Annotated in this window: 17 protein-coding genes, 1 tRNA gene and 3 pseudogenes; 11 read left to right on the forward strand and 10 right to left on the reverse strand. The window is 65.2% G+C overall.

All coding sequences use genetic code 11. From position 1 onward, the window contains the following. Nucleotide 1 precedes the first annotated feature (1 nt). Entirely contained in the window at nucleotides 2-424 is a 423-nt protein-coding gene (locus C2R22_RS00890) for a GNAT family N-acetyltransferase (protein ID WP_103423899.1), read from the reverse strand. A gap of 92 nt (nucleotides 425-516) precedes the next feature. Continuing rightward, nucleotides 517-1,731, reverse strand: a complete 1,215-nt coding sequence (locus C2R22_RS00895; RefSeq protein ID WP_162562321.1) for an ABC transporter substrate-binding protein — start codon at nucleotides 1,729-1,731, stop codon at nucleotides 517-519. Between the two features lie 347 nt (nucleotides 1,732-2,078). On the opposite strand from C2R22_RS00895, the gene C2R22_RS27300 reads away from it, so the two are divergent. Both C2R22_RS27300 and C2R22_RS00905 read left to right on the forward strand, forming a co-directional pair. Beyond that, nucleotides 2,079-2,570: an MOSC domain-containing protein gene (locus C2R22_RS27300; protein ID WP_103423901.1), complete on the forward strand. Its 492-nt coding sequence runs from the start codon at nucleotides 2,079-2,081 to the stop codon at nucleotides 2,568-2,570. A 333-nt stretch (nucleotides 2,571-2,903) separates the two neighbouring features. Then, nucleotides 2,904-4,316 carry an aspartate aminotransferase family protein gene (locus C2R22_RS00905; RefSeq protein ID WP_103423902.1) on the forward strand — a complete coding sequence of 471 codons (1,413 nt, stop codon included), beginning with the start codon at nucleotides 2,904-2,906 and terminating at the stop codon, nucleotides 4,314-4,316. A 53-nt stretch (nucleotides 4,317-4,369) separates the two neighbouring features. Here the strand turns inward: C2R22_RS00905 and C2R22_RS00910 are convergent, their stop codons facing one another. Then, nucleotides 4,370-4,891 (reverse strand): Lrp/AsnC family transcriptional regulator, encoded by a 522-nt coding sequence (locus tag C2R22_RS00910; protein WP_103423903.1) that lies wholly within the window; start codon nucleotides 4,889-4,891, stop codon nucleotides 4,370-4,372. Between the two features lie 999 nt (nucleotides 4,892-5,890). Here C2R22_RS00910 and C2R22_RS27305 point away from each other — a divergent pair. Beyond that, nucleotides 5,891-6,238, forward strand: coding sequence for an HNH endonuclease (locus C2R22_RS27305; RefSeq protein ID WP_394342375.1), 348 nt, complete (start codon nucleotides 5,891-5,893; stop codon nucleotides 6,236-6,238). A 118-nt stretch (nucleotides 6,239-6,356) separates the two neighbouring features. Here the strand turns inward: C2R22_RS27305 and C2R22_RS00920 are convergent. Next, nucleotides 6,357-6,428, reverse strand: a tRNA-His gene (locus tag C2R22_RS00920). Nucleotides 6,429-6,659: 231 nt separating this feature from the next. Here C2R22_RS00920 and C2R22_RS00925 point away from each other — a divergent pair. From C2R22_RS00925 to C2R22_RS26060, 6 genes and pseudogenes are all read left to right on the forward strand, one after another. Then, nucleotides 6,660-8,003 (forward strand): ADP-ribosylglycohydrolase family protein, encoded by a 1,344-nt coding sequence (locus tag C2R22_RS00925; protein ID WP_162562322.1) that lies wholly within the window; start codon nucleotides 6,660-6,662, stop codon nucleotides 8,001-8,003. A 124-nt stretch (nucleotides 8,004-8,127) separates the two neighbouring features. Beyond that, nucleotides 8,128-8,286: pseudogene (locus C2R22_RS26055) on the forward strand (IMP dehydrogenase); the annotation flags it as partial. Nucleotides 8,287-8,606: 320 nt separating this feature from the next. Next, nucleotides 8,607-9,227 carry an ECF transporter S component gene (locus C2R22_RS00935; protein WP_162562323.1) on the forward strand — a complete coding sequence of 207 codons (621 nt, stop codon included), beginning with the start codon at nucleotides 8,607-8,609 and terminating at the stop codon, nucleotides 9,225-9,227. A gap of 31 nt (nucleotides 9,228-9,258) precedes the next feature. Next, complete coding sequence (locus C2R22_RS00940; RefSeq protein ID WP_103423906.1) at nucleotides 9,259-10,023, forward strand: energy-coupling factor transporter transmembrane component T family protein; 765 nt, start codon at nucleotides 9,259-9,261, stop codon at nucleotides 10,021-10,023. After that, nucleotides 10,020-10,469 (forward strand): annotated as a pseudogene (locus C2R22_RS27310) (energy-coupling factor ABC transporter ATP-binding protein); the annotation flags it as partial. The gene C2R22_RS00940 and the pseudogene C2R22_RS27310, both read left to right, overlap by 4 nt. A gap of 14 nt (nucleotides 10,470-10,483) precedes the next feature. Further along, nucleotides 10,484-11,731: an ATP-binding cassette domain-containing protein gene (locus C2R22_RS26060; protein WP_245902849.1), complete on the forward strand. Its 1,248-nt coding sequence runs from the start codon at nucleotides 10,484-10,486 to the stop codon at nucleotides 11,729-11,731. Nucleotides 11,732-11,773: 42 nt separating this feature from the next. Here the strand turns inward: C2R22_RS26060 and C2R22_RS00955 are convergent. Next, nucleotides 11,774-12,252, reverse strand: a pseudogene (locus tag C2R22_RS00955) (histidine kinase). 189 nt (nucleotides 12,253-12,441) lie between these two features. Then, entirely contained in the window at nucleotides 12,442-17,253 is a 4,812-nt protein-coding gene (locus C2R22_RS00960) for an Ig-like domain-containing protein (RefSeq protein ID WP_103423907.1), read from the reverse strand. A 228-nt stretch (nucleotides 17,254-17,481) separates the two neighbouring features. Between C2R22_RS00960 and C2R22_RS00965 the strand changes: the two genes are divergently transcribed. After that, nucleotides 17,482-17,943, forward strand: coding sequence for a DUF5814 domain-containing protein (locus C2R22_RS00965; protein ID WP_103423908.1), 462 nt, complete (start codon nucleotides 17,482-17,484; stop codon nucleotides 17,941-17,943). Nucleotides 17,944-17,947: 4 nt separating this feature from the next. Here C2R22_RS00965 and C2R22_RS00970 read toward each other — a convergent pair whose 3' ends face one another. The 3 genes from C2R22_RS00970 to C2R22_RS00980 form a co-directional block, all read right to left on the reverse strand. Then, on the reverse strand, nucleotides 17,948-18,805 hold the full coding sequence (locus C2R22_RS00970) for a hypothetical protein (protein ID WP_103423909.1): 858 nt from the start codon (nucleotides 18,803-18,805) through the stop codon (nucleotides 17,948-17,950). 214 nt (nucleotides 18,806-19,019) lie between these two features. Then, nucleotides 19,020-20,435 (reverse strand): FAD-binding oxidoreductase, encoded by a 1,416-nt coding sequence (locus C2R22_RS00975; protein ID WP_103427524.1) that lies wholly within the window; start codon nucleotides 20,433-20,435, stop codon nucleotides 19,020-19,022. Nucleotides 20,436-20,515: 80 nt separating this feature from the next. Then, the gene (locus C2R22_RS00980) at nucleotides 20,516-20,731 is read right to left on the reverse strand and encodes a hypothetical protein (protein WP_103423910.1); all 216 of its coding nucleotides are present in this window, start codon (nucleotides 20,729-20,731) and stop codon (nucleotides 20,516-20,518) included. 169 nt (nucleotides 20,732-20,900) lie between these two features. Here C2R22_RS00980 and C2R22_RS00985 point away from each other — a divergent pair, with 169 nt between their 5' ends. Further along, on the forward strand, nucleotides 20,901-21,719 hold the full coding sequence (locus tag C2R22_RS00985) for a helix-turn-helix transcriptional regulator (RefSeq protein WP_103423911.1): 819 nt from the start codon (nucleotides 20,901-20,903) through the stop codon (nucleotides 21,717-21,719). Nucleotides 21,720-21,778: 59 nt separating this feature from the next. On the opposite strand, the gene C2R22_RS00990 is transcribed toward C2R22_RS00985, so the two are convergent. Continuing rightward, nucleotides 21,779-22,201: a ribbon-helix-helix protein, CopG family gene (locus C2R22_RS00990; RefSeq protein WP_103423912.1), complete on the reverse strand. Its 423-nt coding sequence runs from the start codon at nucleotides 22,199-22,201 to the stop codon at nucleotides 21,779-21,781. Nucleotides 22,202-22,274 lie beyond the last annotated feature (73 nt).

The raw sequence follows: 22,274 nt of genomic DNA on the forward strand, positions 1-22,274 counted from the left end.
ATCACTCGAGATCATATTTGAACGAGTAGCAGTATTTCTCGTAGCCGAGGTCGAGATAGAATCGGTGGGCGTCTTCACGCCAGAGCCCAGATTCGAGCTCGACGGCCGCGCAACCGTTGTCTGCGGCCCATTCGTGGACGTACTCGAGGAGTTCCGTGCCGTACCCTTCCGAGCGATTGTCCGCATCGACGACGAGGTCGTACACGTACGCGTGTCGGCCCAGGTAGAAGTTCGTCGAGATTGTTACCCCAGCGACTGCCACCGGTTCGTCGTCGGCGTAGCCCGCGAACAGTCTGTAGCCCTCTCCGGCCATCGAATCGTACAGTTCCTCGAAGGAGTCGTGGTCGAGATGATCGCGGAGTTGCTGGAGGACGGGAAATACGGCTGCGCGCTCCTCAGCCGACGTGACCGGCGCTATGCGCATCGATCCCCGTCCACTCTGGTCATCTCCGACCAGTGTTCGCTGAATTGGCTCGAACCGCGGCCACCGATCCGATCGTGTACTTGCATACGTGATCAGTAGACCGAAGTATCGAGTTCCGTCGTCGCAATTTCCGAGGGCCACACGAGATTGAGCTCTTGATCGAGAACCTGGTAGCCGAGCGCGGACTGGCTATCCGTACTCCCCCAGGCAGCCTGGTGGTTGTCCTGATAGCTGATGTACCCGCTTCCTCCCGGGATTGGATCGTGTTCGAGAACCGTCGACTCCCACTCCTCGACGCTTGCAGAACGGAAGGCCTCGAGACTCTCGAAGGCGGAGGCGTACTCCGCGATTACCTTGATGTTCTGATACGATAGCGCCGCACTCCCGGTCATATCCATATCCGTTCTCTCGTTCCACGCCTCCAGCGCACCCTGTTCTTCGAGGAGCGAATCGACGCGGCCCGCGTTCAACATTGTGACCGCACCATTCGCGGCCTCACCTGCGGTCTCGCGTGCGTCTGAAATCGTCAGGCCGTAGTTGTGGAAGAAGTGAGTCTCCTCGAACCCGGCTTCGGAGAACTGTCGGGTGAGGTTGCCAGCACCCGAAGATGAGGTCTGCACGGCCCAGACGACGTCGGGGTCGTTGGACTGGATTCGTGAGAGCAGCGACGTAAAGTCGGTCGCGTCGAGACTGACTTCGTCCTGGGAGATGATCTCCCACCCGATCTCATCGAGTTCAGTCTCCATCAGGTCCATAATCGACAACCCGTAGGACGTGTCCTCCCCGATGAGTGCAATCGTCCTGTCCTCGTAGGGGAAGTATCCGGTTTCGTTCTGTTGGAACTGTTCGAGCAGCTGCCGCCACCCGACCGCGTACGCCTCTGATGGCGGCGTGGTCTTGAAGACGTTCCACAGCTCCTGCTCGTTGATTTTGGTGACGATTGCGTTTGAGACAGCCTCGTCGATGATCTGCGGCGTGTCTTGTCGGCCGGTGACCTCGACCGTCGCAAGCGCAACGTCGCTGTGGAATCCGCCGCCGATTACGTCCACGTTCTCCTGCTGGATCAGCCGATTGACTTCGTTGCGACCCGCCGAAGGCTGCGACTCCGAGTCGCCGAAGACGAGTTCGACGTCTTGACCGTGGACGCCGTCAGCCTCGTTGATCATATCCCGAGACATCTCGGCTGCCATCTGTTTCTGCTCGCCGATGTTCGAGGCGGGACCAGAGAACGGTCCGTAGAAGCCGATAGTCAGGCCGCTGTCGCCACCGCCACCGCCGCCGCCCATACAACCTGCTACAGAAGCCATCGCGAGCCCAGCACCGGTTGCCCGAAGGAAATTTCGTCGACTTCCGATATTCGTTTTATTTTTGGTCGACTCGTTCGACATTTTTCTACCCGAATCGGGGTTCTTCTTTGATTCCATAGATGTGTGTTCCACTAGCACCATCCTAAGTCCTATATATAAAATTTGGGAAATTATTTGTCTATTACTGTATTAAGTGGCCTGAGATGGGACCCGGTTTTAGAATCCGGGCATGTGTTAAACCGTGTACGATAGTTACTACGCGTATCAGAGCCACGCAAAAATCCAGATGATTATGATTCGACTTCACATCGGCAAGCTATTAGCTGGAGGCCGAACACCCTGACAACATGACTGGCGCTGGAACCGTCGAACGTCTCTTCACAGCCCCTGAACCCGAAGTTGAAATGGTCGAACGCAGTGATGTCGAAGCCGTCGCTGGAAGTGGCCTTCGGGGTGACAGGTACTTCAGCGAAATCGAAACCGGAACGTTCGTTACGTGGAAGCCGGACGAGAAACGCCACGATGGGTACGACCTCACATTGATCGAGCAGGAGGCCGTTACAGCAATCGAACGCGAAGCCGAAATCGAACTCGCACCGGGAGAGCATCGGCGGAACATCGAAACTCGTGATGTCGCCCTCAACCATCTCGTCGGACAACGATTCCGAGTCGGTGAGGCCGTCTGTCGCGGCGATCGGCTGTGTGAACCGTGTAACTATCTTCAGCGCATCACTCGAGATGGCGTACTACAGGCGCTCACTCACCGAGGAGGACTCAGAGCGGATATTCTCGAAGACGGGATGATTCGTCCCGGAGACGTCATCGAGCCGCTCGGATAGCCCACACTCTTTCGATTGAAAAATACAGTTCGCATTCTCGTTTTCAGCCGCTGAGGCCAGTAGATAGTCGACCCGCCCGTGTCGGAACGGGTAGCACGCTTCTATCACCGGCCTGATCCGGGACCGAGTTGCAGCCTACGCCGAACGCTGGTCGAACAACGCTGTGTTGGCCCCAGTGACTCTCGTCTTCCTCGACACGCACCTGACAACTCCCGTGACGTCACTATCTTGGACACGGTTCAACTTGAACAATTGAACTAAGCTCTGGTCCATTTCGAAATGGTGTCTTTGGATATGCAGTAATTACATATAGTCGGGCAAAAATCGAGATGCATGGTAGCAAACCCACCGATAGACGAGATCCATTTCTCGATGGAACCAGACGTGGAGAACGTCCCTGGGCCCCGAACTGAACAACTACTAGAACGACAACAGGAGATCGATAGCAATGCAGTCGCATATCCGCGTCGCATACCGGTCGCGCTCAAAGACGCCAAAGGGGCGACCATCAGGGACGTCGACGGAAACACTTTCCTCGACTTCTTCGCCGGAATCGGCGTGTTGAACGTCGGCCACTCCAATCCGTACGTGCTCGACGGGGTTCACGAGCAACTCGACGAAATCACCCATACCGTGGATTTCCCGACCGAGGCACGAATCGAGTTCATCGAACGGCTCAACGATATTGCCCCCGATGGCCTCGCCGGAAAAAGCAAGGTCGTGTTCGGAGGGCCAAGCGGAAGCGACGCAATCGAGGGGTCGATTAAACTCGCCAAACACAACACCGGTCGCCATGGTCTCCTCGCGTTCGAGGGGTCGTACCACGGTACGACAGCCGGCGCACTCAGTCTCACTGCTGGGAAGGCGTACAAAGAGGGGTACGGCCCACTGTTGGCCGACGCAGTCCACGTTCCGTTCCCCTACTCAAGCGAACCTGGACCAAGCGGCGATGTCGAGACGTTCTGTCCCTCTGAGAACTGTTGTCAAGACGGCACCTGTGCTCGTGCGCTGGACGCGGTCCAACGGAAATTTGAGGGGTCATATGGAGGACACGAATCGCCCGCAGGGATCTGGGTGGAACCGATCCAAGGAGAGGGTGGTGTCGTTGTCCCGCCGGCGGGGTTCCTCGAGGGCCTCCGCGACATCGCCGACGATAACGATGCGCTCCTGATTTTTGACGAAATCCAGACCGGATTCGGGCGTACCGGCGAATGGTTCGCCGCTGAGCATTGGGACGTAACCCCGGATGCGATGACGATGGCGAAAGGCATCGGCGGCTCCGGGCTCCCCATCGGTGCGATGATGTATCATGAACGGTATGATACGTGGGGACCGGGCGGTCACGTCGGCACGTTTCGCGGGAACGCCCCCGCATTCGTCGGTGGAATCCGTGCGATCGAGTATATCGAATCACACGACCTCCTCGCCCATGCAAGAGAGGTAGGATCATACATCCGGTCGCGGTTCCGTGAACTCGCCGAGGAGGCTCCAGAAATCACGGACGTCCGTGGAAAAGGGCAGTTCACTGGTGTCGAGTTCGAAGTGGATGGTGAGCCCTCGAAGTCGCTCGTGGAAGCGATCCAACGCGAGTGTTACCACAGGGGTGTTCTCGTGTGGTACGCCGGACGTCACAAGAGCGTCCTTCGGCTGCTGCCTCCGCTCGTGTTGACGCAGCAGCAAGCGGAAGTCGGTATGGATATCATTACTGACTCGATCCGTGGTGTCCTCGCGGACCACGATAGGTGAACGCGAACGGCTAGTTACTGTCTATCGAGACAAAAACCTCTTTCACTCCGTCTTTACTCGGGAGCGTCTCCCGTCTCGTCAAGTCCGTGCGAACGCAGGATGGTCTGCTCGCTGTAGTCACGAAACACCCCCACGCTCTCATCTCCTTTGTACGACGTGATAACGAACTTCGAACTCGTCCGTTGAATCCCGTCGATGGCCTCGAACTCCTCGATGAGTTTCTCGACCATGGCACGGGATGGGAGTCGTGAGATGACGATGAAATCTGTGTCTCCCATGGTGAAATGAACATCCGTTACGCCCTCGATTTCGGATAGGGCCTTCCCAACCTTCTTCTGATACCCCTCGCTGAACTCCGCGAGAACTTCCGAGATGACCGTGAGACCGAGTCCGGCTTTTTGCAGGTCGATCTCGAACAGGCCGTTTTTGATAACTCCCTGCTTCTTCATATTCTCGATGCGGTAGTGGACGGTCGATTTCGGAATATCCGTCTCTTGATATATCTGTTCAGGGCTCGTGGTCTCTTTCATCGCGATTGAGCGTAGAATACGAACGTCTAGGGCGTCTAAGCTCATCCGTAGTTTCCCTCACACGTTTCCGAACGACGACGATTTTGGGCCTCTCGCATATGTGAACCGTATCGGTCAGTGATTAAATATACTTATGTTCGAATTCCTCGCTAATCTGCCGTATTAGTTTGTGATTCTAATGCTGACCAAGCATCCAGCCACGTTTTGCTGTGTCAGTCACCCACGTCTAAAGTCGTTTACAACACGCGATGGCCCTTGTGAGCCAATCAGCACTCTACGAGTTCTGAGAACGTGGGCTCATCAGTGGACTCCCCTTCTACCTCCGTAACGGAGTCGGCGCCGAGACCGCCGTTCAGGTTCAGCGTCCCCCGACGCGAGCGTCGCCACTTGGCTGGGCCGTCGCGGTACAAGAGAGCCGAGAGCGAGTCGCCCGCGATTTTCTGCTTCCCGGAGAAGGGTGTGGGAACTCAGCAGGGTCTCCGCAAGCACCATTCGACCAAATCCACGATTCACCGACTGTTGGACCGCTCTTTCACTGCTGATCCTGCACACGGAGCGTGTCTGAGCGATGACGACTAACGCACACGACGAGTACACCTGTCCGACGTGCGGCCAGCCGTTCAGCTCACGGCGCGGGCTTGGTGTCCACCACGCCACCGTGCACGGCGAACGCCTCCCGAACCGTGAGTGTGCTCATTGCGGCGACGAATTCTACTCCGAGTACGAGAAGAAGTACTGTTCTCAGGCCTGTCTCGACGAGGCTTCCCCGTACGCTGGCGAACGGAATCCGAACTACCGCGGCGGAAAGAGGAAGACGACCTGCCGCATCTGTGGTACGGCCTTCGAGTACTACCCTTCGGAAAAACGGGGGCTATACTGTCCCGACTGTGTCGAAACAGAACAGTGGCGGATCGTACCGAATGTCCGTGGCTCCGACCATGGAATGTGGAAGGGTGGAAAGCAACACCATCCGTGCCAGATCTGTGGCGACGTCATTGAACGGTATCCGAGTAACATCGGGGACACCATCCTCTGCAGCGACGAATGCCGGTCACAGTGGCTCTCAGAGACGTTCTCTGGGGAGGGGCACCCGAACTGGCTGGGAGGGGGCAACGAAGCGTATGGGAGCGGCTGGGCCGACGTCCGTTCGAGGGCGCTCGACGCGATGGGTACCAGTGCGTCCACTGCGGCATCGCGCGTGAGGAACTCGGACGCAACCCTGACGTCCACCACCTCATCCCGGTTCGGTGGTACATCGAATCAGATCAGTTCACGCGAGAAGACGCACACTTCCTCGACAACGTCGTTTCTCTGTGCAGTAGCTGCCACCGAACGGCCGAATTCGGGAAAATCAGTCCCGAACGACTGCGGACACTCCGCGATAGACGGTAGACCCCCAACTCGATACATCGCATTTTTCCCAGGTCGACTGAACAGCGTAGCGACTCAGAACTCGGGTAAAGAACCGTTCGCGGAATCAGGCCCGCGAACATATTCAATTTCTGACACAGTCCGGGTGCGAGAATCGAACCCGCGTCTCAGCCTCCACAAGGCTGAAGGATAACCACTACCCCAACCCGGACACGCTGGTGGCACCTAACTGCATTACCCCTTAACCCGTGAGCAGTCAAAAAGCGTTACGACTCGAATTTCGGTAGCGTGTGAGGCTCACGCACGCCCGGTCGGGTTCTGTGACAGGGCCGTCGTCCCTTCAGGTATGCTTCGCATCGGACAGACTGCGCCCGACTTCCGACTCCCCGACACCGCCGGGGCGGACGCCCGGAACTAAGTGTGTCTCGCCGTATCGTCTTCTGTGTACGTCGACTACCTCACTGTCGGTCCGGAGGCGCTCGCCATCGAACGTCGCCAACTCGCCGCGACGGGCCGATTGACCGAGGAGGTAGCGACCGACCTCGACGCACTGCGTGAGGACCTGTCGCGCGACGACGTCGACCCGACGACGCCGGCCCACCGACAGCGCGCCCGGTCGCTTCTCGACCGCTGTGCGTCCTTGCCGGACCCGCGCGACGACGAACCGGACGGCCTCGACGCCATCCACGCGGCCCGACCGCCGGGTCCGCGGACGCTCCCCGTGAGGGACGACGCCCGCGACCACCGCGACCACCTCGCGGGGGCGTGGGCCGGGCGCGTCGCCGGTTGTTTCCTCGGCAAGCCGGTCGAGACGTGGACGCGAGAGCGCATCGAGGCGTTTCTCGATGCGACCGGCCAGTCGCTCGATGGGTACCTCCGCGCCGACCTCGCCGGCAGCGACGGGTTCGACCTCGACGCGACGGGCGGGTGGGTCGACCGCGACGAGCGGGTCCGCGACGACGATATCGACTTCACGGTCGCGGCCCTGGAAACGCTCCGCCGCGTCGGCTCTTCCGTTACCACCGAGGACCTCGCGCGGACGTGGCTGACGCAGTTACCGGCGGGTGCGCTCCACACCGCAGAGCGGGTCGCGTACCGGAACCTCCTCGACGGCGTCGACCCGCCGGAGACGGCAACGTCCCGAAATCCGTACCGCGAACTCATCGGTGCACAGATCCGCGGCGACTGCTACGGCTACGTCGCCCCGGGCGCCCCTGAAAAAGCGGCCGCGCTCGCCCACCGGGATGCTCGTCTCAGTCACGTCCGCAACGGGTTGTACGGGGCGATGTGGGTCGCGGCGACGCTCGCGGCCGTCCCGGCGACGGAGTCGGTCTGCGACGCCCTGAACGTCGGGTTGACCGAGGTGCCCGCCGACTCCCGGTTCGCGGCGGCAGTCGAGACGGTCCTGTCGTGGTGTGACGCCGGCATCGCGTACGAGACGGCGCTCGCCCGGGTTCACGACGCCTGGGACGACGCCGACTTCTACGAGGGGTACCACGTCCTGCCGAACGCACAGGTCGTCGCGGCGGTGCTGGCCTGGGAGTCAGCCTCCGGACCTGATCTCTCGCGAGCGCTCGCCCGTGCCGTCCGCGCGGGGTTCGACACCGACTGCAACGCGGCGACGGTCGGTTCTGTGCTGGGGTGTGCGCTCGGCCGGGACGTCGTCGCGTCGACGTGGACCGACCGGTTCGAGGAGGGCGTCCCCACGGCACTCGCCGGCCGGCCGTGCCCCACCATCGACTGGCTCGCCACGGAGACGGCCGCCGTCGCCGACCGTCTCGGGTGAGAACTCTCCCGACGTTTATAAACACCCTTTCAGGATAGCGTCAGACGCATCCAGTACGGCGCCTCACAGGGACTCGTACACGACTCGTGAAGGCAGCCGTATCCCGAGGCCCAGGCGACATCACGCGCCCGTCCGGGCGTACGCCGAGGAATTCATGGACGACGTGCTGCTGGGAACGCTGGATCCGTCGCCGATCTCCACGAAGACCGTCGACCTCGACGGCGTCCCTGAGGGAGACGAGGCGATGGACGAGCGGGAGGCGATCGAGGTTCTGGTGAGACTCGACCGGCAGCACGTCGGCATCGCCCCGTCCCCGTTCTTCCGGTCTTCGACTCGGACTACTGTTTGCCCTTTCCTCGCCGCGGACCGCAGAGACGGAGGGGAACACTGCGAGCCGACTCGGTTCCGCGAGCGAGACGCGCCCCGTGTACAGCACAGCCTCCCAGAACTGTCTCTAGTTGGAGAGTTGACCACGCCCGTAACTCATATACGAACGGAGACACGACTCCACACCGATGAAAGAAACCGTTCGAACCGAGTGTATGAAGAGAAAATTCCTCCGAACAGTCCGACCGAAGCACGACCTACTGCGGAGTGTCAGCCATGGCCGAACGGACTGAGTCGGGCTTTCTCGGGGGCATTCGCCGGGAGTTCACCACGCAGACGTGGGCGCTCATCCCCGTGGGCGTCGCGCTGAGCGTCGTCGCCGCCTACGTCGTGAACGTGGTGAGGGTGCCGTTCCTCTACCTCGACGCGCTCGGCGTGGTGCTCGTCGCGCTCCTGGCCGGCCCGTGGGCGGCCGCGTTGACCGGCGTGTTCGTCAACGTCGTCGAGGGGTTCCTCGTCAACCCGACGTTCTGGGCGTACACGCCGCTGCAGGTGGCGTTCGGCCTCGCGGCGGGCTACATGGCCCGCCGCGGGTGGTTCCGCCGCTACTGGAAGGTGGTCGTCGTCGGCCTCGTCATCGCCGTCATCTCCATCGTGATGGGCGCGCCCATCACGGTGCTCGCCTTCGGCGGCGTCACCGGAACGGGGTCGGACGCCGTGACGACGTTCTTCCGCGCCACCGGCGCGAACATCTGGTCGGCCGTGGTGGGCCAGACGCTCGTCGTCGAACCCATCGACAAGGTGGTCACCGTCCTCCTCGCCGCGCTCGTCGCCAAGCGGATTCCGCGACGGTACATGCCGGACACGGCGGCGCGCGTCCTCGACCGGGAGGAGTGAACGGACCCATGCCGCCCGGGGGACGCCGTCGATGAGCGCGCTCGCCGGCTACCAGCGCGGCGAGAGCGTCGTCCACCGACTCCACCCGGTGACGAAGGTCACGCTTCTCGTCTGTTGTGTCCTCGGGGCGTACCTCGCACCGCCGGTCGCGCTGGTGGCGCTGCTCGGCCTGCTCGTCTGTTCGAGCGCCGTCGCGGGAGTCGCCACGAGCGTCGGTCGCGCAGCCCTCCCTATTCTCGTCCCGCTCGCCCTCGGCCTGCTCGCCATCCACGGCTTCTTCCGAGCGGGTTCCGGGGCCGTCCTCGCTTCGGTCGGCCCCCTCACGCTCTGGCGCGACGGCGTCGCGTACGCGATTTCGTTTCTCGGCGTGCTCACCGCGTTCGTCCTCGCCGGCCTCGTCTTCGTCTCGACCACCCACCCGAAGAAGCTGATGACCGGGCTCACCGACGCGGGCGTCCCGCGGAAACTGGGCTACGTGTTCGTCGCCTCGCTCCAACTGGTCCCGGACCTCAGGCGGCGGGCCGAACGCATCGTCGACGCCCAGCGCTCGCGCGGCCTCGATACCCGGGGGTCGGTCCCGAGTCGAGTGCGGGCGCTCGTCTCGCTCCTCGGTCCGTTGCTCATCGGCGCGCTCGTCTCGACGCAGACTCGGTCGCTCGCGCTGGAGGCGCGCGGCTTCTCTCTCGACGGACCCCGCACGTCGCTGTACGCGCTCTCTTCGACCCGACTCGACTGGGCGCTCCGCGTCGGGGGCGTCCTCGGCGTCGTCGGCCTCGCGGGGTGGCGACTGCTGTGACCGAGTTCACACTCGACGACGTCACGTTCCGGTATCGCGACGGCGGCGACGCCGCGCTCCGTGACGTCTCTCTCCGAGTCGACGAGGGTTCGTTCCTCGGGGTCACCGGCCCGGCCGACGCGGGAAAGACGACGCTCTGTCGACTCCTCGCGGGGTTCGTCCCCCACTTCTTCTCGGGCGACCTCGCCGGTTCGGTGACGGTCGACGGCGTCGACGTCCCGTCGGCGAGCATCGCCGCGCTCGGGGGACGGGTCGGCTACGTCTTCGAGAACCCCTTCGACCAGTTGACCGGCGCGGCCACGACGGTGTTGGAGGAGGTCGCCTTCGGGCTCGAACAGCGGGGGGTCCCCACCGACGAACTCCACGCGCGGTCGATGGAGGCGCTCGGGCGTGTCGGCGTCGCCGACCTCGCCGACCGCGACCCGAACGCCCTCTCGGGGGACAGCTCCAGCGGGTCGCGGTGGCGAGCGTCCTCGCGCTCGCCCCTCGACTCCTGCTCCTGGACGAGCCGACGGCGGAACTCGACCCCGACGGGACCGACGCCGTCTTCGACGTGGCGGGCCGCCTCCACCGCGAGGGGTACACGGTCGTCGTCGCGAGCCAGGACCTCCAGCGGCTCGCCCCCCGAGCCGACCGACTCCTCGTCGCTGACGCCGGGCGCGTGGTCCGAGACGGTTCCCCACGGGACGTCCTCTCCGACCGCTCGCTCGACGACCGACTCCGCGTCCCCCCGACGGTTCGTCTCGGCCGCGCACTCCGCGACGACGGGGTCGTCCCGCCCACCCGCCCGCTCCCGCTCACGGTCGAGGAGGCCGTCGACGAACTCCGGACGCACGTGGACCTGGCTGGGGAAGCGACGACACAGCCTCCGGCCGACGGGGGAGACGCGGTCGGCACGACGACCACGGAGCCGCTGGTGCGTCTCACCGACGTTCACCACGTGTACGACGCGTCCGAGCGGGGAGGTCGTGTCGAGGCGCTCCGCGGCGTCGACCTCGCCATGGACGGCGGCTGCATCGCGCTCCTCGGCCCGAACGGGGCGGGCAAGACGACGCTCGTGAAGCACCTCAACGGCCTGCTCACTCCGACGACGGGTCGCGTCGTCGTCGACGGGAGGGACACGCGAGAGACGCGGGTGTCGACCCTCGCCGCCGACGTGGGACTGGTCTTTCAGAACCCCGACGACCAGTTGTTTCACTCGCGCGTCGCCGACGAGGTCCGGTTCGGCCCCGAGAACATCGGAGCCGGCGACGTCGACGCGCGCGTCGACCGCGCGCTGTCGCGGGTGGGACTCGACGGCATGGGCGGGGCGGACACGTACGAACTCGGTCGCGCCGCGCGGAAACGCGTCGCGCTCGCGTCCGTGCTCGCCATGGAGCCGCGGGTGGTCGTCCTCGACGAACCGACGGCCGGACAGGACGCCGCGGGCGTCGAGCGCGTCGGACGGGTCGTCGAGACCCTTGCCGCCGACGGTCACCTGGTGGTCGTCGTCACACACGACGTGGCGTTCGCCACCGATCACGCCGACCGCGTCCTCGTCCTCTCCGGCGGCGAACTGCTCGCGGACGGGTCGCCCCGTACGGTGTTCACCGACGAAGCCGTGACCGCCGAGTCGGGCGTTCAGGCGCCCGTTCCGACCCGGGTCGGCGCCGCCCTCGGCTTCGACGGCGTGGTGAACGTCGACGACTTGCTCGCTCGCCTCCGGTGAGAAACCGCTCGCCTTCGGCGAAAATTGTGGGTCTCTCGTCGCTTACAGCCTGTCCGCCGCCGCGACGTAGACGCCGGCCAGCACCAGTCCGTACACGACGTGCCACAGGAGCGAGGGAACCGCGAAGTTGGGGAACGGCGGGTTCGCGGGGAGCCGACCGCGCTCAGCCACAGCGGCATGAGCAGCGCCGCGAGCACGATCCAGGTGACGACGCCCCACGCGAGTCCGAGTCCGAGGTGTCTCCCGGCCGAATCGAGTCCGAACCCCCCGGCGAGGGCGGCGAAGACGACACCGAGGACGGCCCCGTGTGAGAGGTGGACGACGAGCCCCAGTCCCGGGTTCGGAGGTGGTGCGAGCGCGTACAGCGAAGGGATGGCGACGGCGAGCGTGGGCGGACTCATCGCGAGCACGAGCGCGCCCATCACCGCAGCGCCGACGACGCCGCCGACTGCGCCTGCCTTCCAGTTACCGGTCGATGCGCCGACGGATTCCGACGAGGCCGTGGTCGTTGTCGTGGACACGCTCGGGAGGAGTCGGCGCAGGTACAACGCTGTTGGCCGGCTGTGGGTGGCGCGCTCCCAGCGGCGGTAGGTTCATGTAGACGGTTCGACAGCGGCCGTCTCGGGTCGTTGCGACGCCCGTCGAGACCGGGTGTCGGGCTCGTCTCGCTTCCGTTCAGCCACGAGACTGCACGGGTCGCCCGTCACCGCTTACCGGCGTCGACGGAGCCCAACGCCGACCGCGGCTGCAGCGAGAACGAGCAGGAGCGCGAGCGCCACGGCGCTCACACGACCGTCGGAGCCCGGGAGTTCTTCGGGCGCGACGCCGTCGGCGTCCACGTCGGGGACGGGGACGTCGTCCGGTAGCTCCTCGGCGAGGTCGTCGAGCACGGCGTCCTCGTCCGCCGAGTCACCAGTGTCGTCAGTCGCCTCCGGTGTCGTCGGCCGAGCCGGATCGAGCGAGGGGGGCGAGACGACGGTCCGATCGGCGGAGATGACGAACAGCGAGAAGTGCGGCGTCTGCACTTCGAGCGTGACGTAGCCGTTCGCCGTACTGACGACGCGCGATTCGAGTCGCGTCCACGTGTCCGTCGGTTCGTCGTAGTGGTCGACGACCAGTTGCTCGGACGTGACGCCCATCGCGTCGACCCGCGACTGGCGGACGGTCATCGTGACGACGGCGGGCCGGTTCTTGACGCTCGGCGGGACGGAGATGTCGAGCGACGCGACGACGTCCTCCTCGTCACCGGCGTAGTTCGACTCGGCGGGCGGGCTCTCCAGCTGACTGGCGCGCCAGCGCCCGCGTGCACGGTCCGAGAACTTGACCTGCACCGACTCGACCGAGTCACTGGCCGCGCCGAACGTCGCGCGACCGGTCACGCTGTCGATCGGATTCGACGTCGAGAGCAGGACCCGTCCGGTCGGCGCTTGCTCCCCGCTGCTGCTCCTCGGCTCCGTGACGTCGGTCACGACCACCGTGACGGTCCCCGTCGCCGTGCCACCGTTTCCGTCGTCGACCTCGTAGGTGAACGAGTCGGATCCGGCGAAGTCCTCGTCGGGCGCGTAGCTGAACGACCCGTTCGCGAACCGCGTCAGCGTCCCGTTCGTCGGCGAGGCTCCGAGGGTCGCGTTCACGAGGAGGCTATCGCCGTCCGCGTCGACGTCGTTCGCGAGGACGCCGGGGGCCCGAACAGCGAGCGAAGTGTCCTCTTTCATCGTGTACTGGTCGTCGGCGACGGCCGGGACGTCGTTGACAGCGAGGACCGACACCGTCACCGTGGCGGCGTCCGACCCGCCAGCGTCGGTGAGCGTCACCGTCACCGTCCGCGGCCGCGTGTCCGGCGCATCCGCGTTCGTGTTCTCGTACGTCAGGGTCCCGACGAGCGACTCGATCTGTGCGTCGGTAACGCCGGGTTCGAAGTCGACGCCGAGCGCCTCCCCGTCCGCTCCTCGTTCGCCCGAGCGGACGGTCCCGACCGTCGTCCCCGAGACGCTGACCGTCGACCCGGCGGTCAGTCCCGCCGACAGCGAGACGGGACCGCTGGTGTTCAGCGCGAGCGCGTCCTCGCTTGCCGTCCCGTTCGCCGTGACGCTGGCGACGAGCGTTCCCGTCGTCCGCGTCGCGTCGGGGTCGGTGACGGTGACGTGCGGTGCCGCGTCGAGCGACACCGGCGCACCGTCTTCGGTGTACGCGACCGTCGTCCCGTCGAGGTTCGACAGGACCGGCGGGTCGGCGACGGCGGCGACGGTGACCGTGACCGTCCCCTGGGTGGTCCCGCCGTTGCCGTCGTCGACCTCGTAAGTGAAGCTGTCCGTGCCCGTGAAGTCGGGGTCGGGGGTGTAGTCGAAGGAGCCGTCGGCGGCGAGCGAGAGCGACCCGTTCGCCGGTCCTGACGCGACTGTCGCGGTGAGACCGTCAGCTTCGACGTCGGTGTCGTTCGCGAGGACGCCCGCCGAGACGTCGATGCTCAACGTCGCATCCTCGTCGGTGGTGTACTCGTCGTCGTCGACGGTCGGCGCGTCGTTGACCGCCGTCACGGAAACCGAGACGGTCGCGGTATCGGTCCCGCCGTTGTCGTCGTCGACTTCGTAGGTGAACGAGTCGCTCCCGAAGAAGTCGGGGTCGGGGGTGTAGTCGAAGGAGCCGTCGGCGGCGAGCGAGAGCGACCCGTTCGCCGGTCCTGACGCGACTGTCGCGGTCAGAGTGTCGTCGTCGGCATCGGTGTCGTCGCCGAGAACGCCAGGTGCGGAGACCGACAGCGTGGTGTCTTCGTCGGTCGTGTAGCTGTCCCCGGTCGCCGTCGGTCCGTCGTTCACTCCCGTGACGGTGACCGAGACGGCCCCGGCGTCGGTGCCGCCGTTGCCGTCGTCGACCTCGTAGGTGAACGTGTCGCTCCCGAAGAAGTCGGGGTCGGGGGTGTAGTCGAAGGAGCCGTCGGCGGCGAGCGAGAGCGACCCGTTCGCCGGGCCGCCGGTGACCGTCGCGGTCAGGGTGTCACCGTCGACGTCCGCGTCGTTGCCGAGAACGCCCGCCGAGGCGTCGACGACCAGTTCGGTGTCTTCGTCCGTCGTGTAGCTGTCGCCGTCCGCGACCGGCGCGTCGTTGACTGCCGTCACGGAGACGGAGACGGTCCCGCCGTCGGTGCCGCCGTTGCCGTCGTCGACCTGGTAGGTGAACGAGTCGGACCCGGCGAAGTCGGCGTCGGGGGTGTAGGTGAACGTCCCGCTGGCGACGGAGACGCTCCCGTTCGACGGCTCCGCGAGTACCGTGTACGTCAGGTCGTCGCCGTCGACGTCGGTCGCCGCCCCCACGACGGTTCCAGCCGTGTCCTCGTCGGTCGTGAGGCTGTCGTCCGGAGCCACCGGTGCGTCGTTGACGTTGGTGACCGTGACGGAGACGGTCGCGGTGTCGGTGCCGCCGTTGCCGTCCGCGACCTCGTAGGTGAACGCGTCGCTCCCGAAGAAGTCGGTGTCCGGCACGTACGTGAACGTCTCGTTGACGTTGTACACCCAGCCGTCGTCGGCCTGCGAGGCGACGCTGTACGTCAGGTCGTCGCCGTCGACGTCGGTCGCGCTGACGTCGACGTCCGCGGAGACTTCCTCGTCGGTGGTGAGGCTATCCGTCGTCGCGACCGGCGCGTCGTTCGTCGCCGAGACGGTCACGGAGACGGTTCCGGTGTCGGTGCCGTCGGTGCCGTCGTCGACCTGGTAGCTGAAGACGTTCGACCCGACGAAGTCGTCGTCGGGGTCGTAGGTGAGCGTGGTGCCGTCGACCGTCACCGTGCCGTCGGTCGGCTGGGTCACCACGGAGTAGGTGAGCGAGTCGCCGTCGACGTCCGTCGACGGCAGGGTGAGACTCCCGCTCGTGTCCTCGTCGGTCGTCAGGCTCTCGTCGCTCGCGACTGGCACGTCCGGCGTTCCCGAAACCGTCACGTCGACGGTCACCGTGTCGGTGCCGCCGACGCCGTCGTCGACCTGGACGTCGAAGCTGTCGCTCCCGAAGAAGTCGGCGTCCGGCGTGTACGTCAGCCCGCTCGGGGTGACGCCGGTGCCGACGCTGGCCGTCGCGTCGAAGCCCCCGAGCGTCCCGTTCGACGGCGCGCTCGCGACGGACCACGTCAGGGTACTCCCGCCCTCGGTGTCGGTGACCGCCAGCAGGCTGTCGATGCTCGTCGCGCCGTCGTCCTCGTCGACCGAGAGGCTCGGCGACGCGGTGTCGAACGTCGGCGGCGTGTTCGGGACGGGGACGAACGCGCTTGCGGGACCTGCCTCGTAGTAGAGGTTTCGAAGCCCCGACCCCTCGGTCACGACCACGAGTTCGTCCGAAGGCGTCACCTCGAACCCCAACTCACCGGTACTGCTCGACGGGAAGCCGAGAGTCACTCCCTCGCGCCACTGGCCACCGGTGGCTGTCCGTGCGTAGAGCCGCTGGCTCTGCTGCGACCAGTCCGCGCTCTTCGCGTCGGCCAGGATGTACACGTCGTACGTCCCCTGCGTCGTGTAGGCCAGTCCGGTCGCGGTGAGGTCCCGCGACGTGTTTCGGTGGACGAGGGTGTCCTGCATCGCCCCCGACTCGTCGCTCCGGTAGTAGAGTTCGCTCTCGACGATGTTGTATTCCGCGTCGTACTCGGTGTGCGCGTACGTCATGCGGGTGTCGCCGTTCTCGTCGACGAACGCGTCACCGAGATAGTAGTCCTTCCCGTCGCCCGTCGAGTCGAGGACCTTCGTCAGACTGCTCCAGCTTCCCCCCGACGGTCGTGTCGCGTAGTAGAGGTTACCGTAGTAGTCGTTCTGGTTGTCCTCGCGGACGAACCACGCGTGGACGGCGTTCGCGCTGTCGACGTCGAGCGCTCCGACCTTGACCTCGTTCGTGCCGCTCCCGCCGGTCGAGACGATGGTCTCGATGGTCCAGCCGCCGTTCCCGTCGGGCGTCGCATAGCGGATGTCGTTCGTCTGGGTCGCGTCGTCGGCGTCGCTGTATTCGTACTGGATGTGGGGCTGGTCGTTTCCGTCGACGACGAGTATCGCGTCGTAGAAGTTCTGCCACCCGTTGGAGTGGCTGGCGCTCTCGACCCACGAGTGGGTCCACGTGTTGCCGTCGTACGTGCCGTAGAGCACGCCGCGTGTTCCTGCGATGTTGTCCCCGTAGGCCCCCTCGAACACGACGTGGAGGTGGTCCTGCGAGTCGATGGCGAGACCGAGGTTACCGGAGAGTCGCTCGACCGTGACGTCGGTCACGTCCGCGGCCGTGAACGACGTGACGGTCGACCACGTGGTACCGTTCCACGCGCGCACGGTGATACGGTCGGTCTCGTCGATGCTGACGATGTGCGGCGTCCCCGAACTGTTCTGCGCCATGTCGTTGTTCGCCCACGTGTTGCTGCTGAACGTGTCGACCGTGCCCGACTGGATGCCGCCGCCGCTCGCCTGGACCGGTGTGACGACCGTCGTCACGCTGAGGAGCACGAGGACGACGACGGCGACGGGCCCGAACTGTCGCGCTCTCCGACTCCGACCGGTCACGAACTCACCGCCTCAGGGTCCGCTCGGATGGTCGGTGTCGTTTCTCGTGTATGATATGTATCTGGACGGTTCATTAACATTCGAGAGCCATCGCAGGGGATAACTCTCTGGTTCAGATTCTCAGTTCGGAGAGCTACCGGCTGGGGTCGTCGAGGGGTCCCGGCCGGTAATCGAGCACGGCGGAGCGAGACGCTTTTGCCCGTCTCGCTCGAACCACGAGTACGAACCGTGGCCATCACCGACAAGGTCTACCTGAAGAACCACCGTCAGATCGTCTCCCAGTTGGACACCTCTATCCCGAAGGGAGCGTTCAAGGGGGCGACAATCGAACTCCTCTACTCCGGTGAGGGCCTCTCGAAAGTCGACGACGCGACGCGTGACCGCCTTCTCGATTTCGCGGGGGACTTCCTCGACTGCGAGGACGAAGACCAACTGTACACGGGCTACCCCGAGCGACAGTTCGTCCGCTACCTGCTCGAACTCCGTGAGCAGGGGCTGGGTCCCGACGACATCGTCCACGTGATGGGGGACGAGTACATGCTGTACGCGTACCCGGGTGACGTCCTCTCCTTTCTGGACCAGGCGGTCCGCACCCTGGAGGCGGCGGAGACGCTCGCAAAGGTCGACGGGCATCCCGAACGCGAGCGCGAACTCGGCGCGGTAAAGCGGTCGCTGTCGGGTCAGCGGTAGCGACTTAGCGACCCTCCATCCAGGTGTACAGAACGGCGATGGCGAGGAGATACAGCGCCATCCCCCCGACGACGGTCCAGGTGAGCGGGTTCGTCGGGTCGAAGTTCCCCCAGACGCGGACGACGCCGACGAGGACGAGTGCGAACCCGAGCAGTTGGCTCTGAACCAGGATACGGGCCGCGCTCCAGCGTGGATCGAGGACGACGACGCCGTTGACGACGCCGAAGAGCGCGAACCAGCCAGCCAGGACGCGCGCCGTCAGCGGAGAGACCGTCCACGGCCACGACGCGATCATCGGCCCGGGCGCGACGAACAGCGCGACGGCACTGAGCGCGAGGACCGCTCCGAGGACACCGACGAGAACGCGGACGGCGCGTGGGAGTCGGACCGCGTTCGCGTCCCGTTCCGCGGGCGTCGTCCATCGGCGATTGAGCGCCCACACTCCGGGGACGAGGAACGGGGTCACCGCATACAAAAAGACCCACAGGAAGAACGTGTGGTGGCCGTGGTTGAAGTTCTCCCAGTGGAGGACGGTCGCGACGGCCATGAACCAGGTGAACGTCGTGATACCGAGGAACACCGGGGCGACCGTGTGCCACTCGTCGGCGGTCGAGACGCGGTAGAAGAAGTAGACGCCGGCACCGTAGCCCGCACCCATGACGATGGGCGTCATCTCCGGTCGGATCGTCCACGCGAAGAGGTCCGTCGTCCGGTCCGGGAGGCCGTAGAGCACGAGGAACGCCGCGGCGAGAAAGGGGATGATGACGCGCGCGACCCACCGCGTGAGCGGGAGCACGCGGTCGTCGGGGACAGTGACCGCTCGCTCGCCTGAGACCGCCGGTTCCGACCCGTTCGGTGTCATCGTTCTTCTGCCTCGATTCGAGGCCCGACGACGTAGCTCTTCTCCCGATGCGATCACTGTGAGACGGCGAGGCCGCTCTCCGGGGCAGCGTCGTCCGGTCGGCTGTCCGTTCGAACGTCCGAAGCGGCGGCAACGACGCTCGTGGTGATGGGGTCCCGGATGTCGAACGCGACTCGGTGACGTAACGCCGACGCTGTCGAACCGCTGACCGCGGCTACGACTCCGGATCGACGTTCTGGTTCAGCCGGAAGGCGTTCTCGGGGTCGTATTTCCGCTTCGCCTCGACCAGTCGCTCGTAGTTGTCGCCGTAGGCTGCTCGGACCCGTTTTTCTTCCCGGCTGAGGAAGTTCACGTAGACGCCGTCGGACAGGAAGGGCGTCATCGCCTCGAAGAACTCCCGCGTCCACGCGACGTGGCGCTCGTCCTCGGCGGCGTCCTCCCACCGCGTGAAGACGTTGAACGCGTGGCTCGCGTCCCGGTGTGCGTAAGCAGTCGCGTCCGGCTCTCGTCGCGCGATTTCTCCGCCCAGATGCTCGACGACGATGGACGTGTACGGCGACGTGAGGGTCTCGGCGTATCCGACGAGCGTGTCGATGGCCGCGTCGGAGAGGCCGTCATCGACGAACCCCGACTTCCAGTAGTTGCGGAAACCCGGCGGATAGACCGCGTCGAACAGCCCCTGGAACTCGACGTACGGCCGCGCTTCGACGAGGTCGACGAGCGGCGGGCGGAACTCGCGGAGCGGTTCGACCGCCCGCTCGCCCGCCGCGACGTCGCCCGCGTAACAGAGATACGCGGTCGCGATGGGTTCCCCGTGGAGCGGTTCGGGGAGGAAGGGTACGGCGGGCGCGGTCCGGACCGAGGCGTAACAGCAGAGTTCGTCCGGGGCCTGCGCGGTGAACTCCCTGTGGAATCGGAGGAGGTCGCCGGCGACCTCGAACGGGTAGACGAGGACGCCCGCGAGCACCTCCGGCCCGACCGGATGGAGGTCGAACTCGAAGCAGGTGACGACGCCGAAGTTCCCGCCGCCGCCTCTGAGCGCCCAGAAGAGGTCAGGATGCTCGGCCTCGCTCGCGCGGACGAGTTCGCCGTCGGCCGTGACGACGTCGACGGATCGAAGGCTGTCGATGGAGAGGCCGTACGACCGGCTGAGCCATCCCCAGCCGCCCCCGAGCGTCAACCCGGCGAGGCCGGTTGTGGAGACGATACCGCCCGGCGTGGCGAGCCCGTGTGCCTGCGTCGCCTCGTCGAACGCGCCGACAGTCACGCCCGCGTCGGCCCGAACGGTCCGCGCCGCCGGGTCCACCGCTATCGCGGTCATCGACGTGCAGTCGATCATCAATCCACCGTCGCAGACGGCCGTTCCCGCGACGCTGTGCCCGCCGCTCCGCACGGCGAGAGCGAGGTCGTGCTCCCGGGCGAAGGTGACCGCACGAGCGACGTCCCGTGCGGTTGCCGGGCGGACGACGAGCGCGGGCCGCCGGTCGATCATTGCGTTCCAGACCGCCCGCGCCTCGTCGTACCCCTCCTCGCCGGGACGCAGCACCGCTCCGTCGACACGGTCGCGTAACTCGACGAGAGCCTCCTCGTCGATCTGTCTGACCTTCCCCTCCTCGTCTCCGTTCTCCATCTCTCCCGTCTCGAACTCCGTGGGTCGCACAGTGAGATATACGTATCCTCTGGGTGGACGGTGCGGCTCGGTCGGACGACCTACGACCGACTGCGGACCCGAACGAACTGTCTCGTCCGCTCGGTCGACGACTCCTCGCTCTCGGCCGCTCGCCGTGCTTCGAGGAGGCCGTTGAGTTCGTACTCGCTGAACGTGAAGGCGTCACAGACGACGCAAGTCCTCGGTCCGGTCGAGGACGCGGTCGCGTGGACGACGCCACAGTGCTGGCAGACGTGCAGGTGGTTTCTGTTTCCCATAACCGGCTTCAGAGAGGGCGCGCGGAAATATGATGATTTTTCGTGCAATTTTGGCGAGGGGTGTCGGGCTTTCACCTCGTGAAACACGGACTCGGTACGTCCACTCTCCCCGTCGCAACACGCTCCGAGCGGGCACACAGCTATTATCCGTGGTGTGGTACACCATACCATGAACGATACGCTCGACGACATTCGTTTCCTCGGGGACTCCAAGCACCGGGCGGTGGTGCTCGACCGCCTCAGCGAGCGTCCGTGCTCCCGTGCGACCCTGCGGGAGGCGACCGGTGCGTCCTCGGCTACGGTCGGGCGTATCCTCCAGTCGTTCGAGGAGCGGGGGTGGCTCACGCGCGAGGGCTCGACGTACCGACTCACGGCCGTCGGAACGTTCGTCGCGGGGTCGTTTGCGCGGTTCCGCCGCGAACTCGCGCTCGCGGACGAACTCACGGAACTCCTCCCACACCTGCCGCTCGACGAGATCGGTATCGGCGTCGACCGACTGGACGACGCGTTCGTCACGCGGGCAACGCAGACGAACCCGTTCGCCGTCGTCTCGCGCGTCCGCGAACTCGAACTCGACTCCGACACGGCGCTGAGCCTGACCGACTTCTTCCCCGAGCCCTGCATCGACGGGCGGTACGAGGCCATCGTCGACGGCACGCAGACGTTCGAGGCGGTGTTCGCGCCGGTCGTCATCAGGGCGGCCATGGCCTCGGACTCGGCCGACAAGTTCGCCGCCATCGTCGCGTCGGACCGTACAGAAATCGGAGTCTACGACGGGCCGATTCCCCAGCCCGTGATGTTCCACGACGGGACGGCCTGTCTCGTCGTCCGCGACGAGGAGAACATCTCCATCGGGATGATCGAGACCGACGACCCCACGGTGGTCGAGTGGGTGTTGGCGCTGTTCGAGCGCTTTCAGGCGGACGCGACGCCGCTCTCACGGGTCGACCTCGTCGAACCGCTCGAAGAGGTCCTGAGTCGGGCCTGAGCGCTCGGACGGCAGGAGCGGTTCGAACGCGGAGGGGAGCGAGTACGAGGCGACCCGTCTCAGCCCAGCCGGAACGACGGTTCGTCGCGCTCGCCGGCGTCGAGGTCTTCGAGCTGGATGACCTCCTCGTCGTCGTCGTGCGCCTCCAGCTGTTCGCGGAGGTAGTTGACGTACCCCTTGTGCTCCTCCAGTTGCTCGCGGAGGTGTTCGGCCTCCAGTTCGAGGCGTTCGTGCTCGCGGATGAAGCTCTTCGGCACCTTCACCTTCGGCGGGAAGCTCTCGGAGTCCTCCTCGCTCTGCTGGAGCTGTTTGAGTTCGTGTTCGGGGACGACTCTCACCTGGCCATCGTGGGCAACGAGCGTGTCGACGTAGTCGCGGAAGACGGCGGACAGCGAGATGTCCCGCTCCTCTGCGATCTCTCGGAGCGTCTCGAAGGAGTCCTCGTTGACGCGGAAGGAGATCGTTTTGTTCTTGTTGCCCATAGCTGTGTCTGCCTTTGGTATGGTCGCGCTTCGTACTTAATGGTTCGTCAGACAATGACACGAATTCGGGACG

It is taken from the genome of Salinigranum rubrum (assembly GCF_002906575.1).
Lineage (GTDB): Archaea > Halobacteriota > Halobacteria > Halobacteriales > Haloferacaceae > Salinigranum > Salinigranum rubrum.

Bases quoted from the DNA above. Each gene is read 5' to 3' on its own strand.
- C2R22_RS27300 (WP_103423901.1), top strand. From the start codon at position 2,079: ATGACTGGCGCTGGAACCGTCGAACGTCTCTTCACAGCCCCTGAACCC.
- C2R22_RS00905 (WP_103423902.1), top strand. From the start codon at position 2,904: ATGGTAGCAAACCCACCGATAGACGAGATCCATTTCTCGATGGAACCA.
- C2R22_RS00985 (WP_103423911.1), top strand. From the start codon at position 20,901: ATGAACGATACGCTCGACGACATTCGTTTCCTCGGGGACTCCAAGCAC.
- C2R22_RS00940 (WP_103423906.1), top strand. From the start codon at position 9,259: ATGAGCGCGCTCGCCGGCTACCAGCGCGGCGAGAGCGTCGTCCACCGA.
- C2R22_RS00935 (WP_162562323.1), top strand. From the start codon at position 8,607: ATGGCCGAACGGACTGAGTCGGGCTTTCTCGGGGGCATTCGCCGGGAG.
- C2R22_RS00890 (WP_103423899.1), bottom strand. From the start codon at position 424: ATGCGCATAGCGCCGGTCACGTCGGCTGAGGAGCGCGCAGCCGTATTT.
- C2R22_RS00970 (WP_103423909.1), bottom strand. From the start codon at position 18,805: ATGACACCGAACGGGTCGGAACCGGCGGTCTCAGGCGAGCGAGCGGTC.
- C2R22_RS00980 (WP_103423910.1), bottom strand. From the start codon at position 20,731: ATGGGAAACAGAAACCACCTGCACGTCTGCCAGCACTGTGGCGTCGTC.
- C2R22_RS27305 (WP_394342375.1), top strand. From the start codon at position 5,891: ATGCCGGTCACAGTGGCTCTCAGAGACGTTCTCTGGGGAGGGGCACCC.
- C2R22_RS00975 (WP_103427524.1), bottom strand. From the start codon at position 20,435: ATGGAGAACGGAGACGAGGAGGGGAAGGTCAGACAGATCGACGAGGAG.
- C2R22_RS00910 (WP_103423903.1), bottom strand. From the start codon at position 4,891: ATGAGCTTAGACGCCCTAGACGTTCGTATTCTACGCTCAATCGCGATG.
- C2R22_RS00895 (WP_162562321.1), bottom strand. From the start codon at position 1,731: ATGGCTTCTGTAGCAGGTTGTATGGGCGGCGGCGGTGGCGGTGGCGAC.
- C2R22_RS00990 (WP_103423912.1), bottom strand. From the start codon at position 22,201: ATGGGCAACAAGAACAAAACGATCTCCTTCCGCGTCAACGAGGACTCC.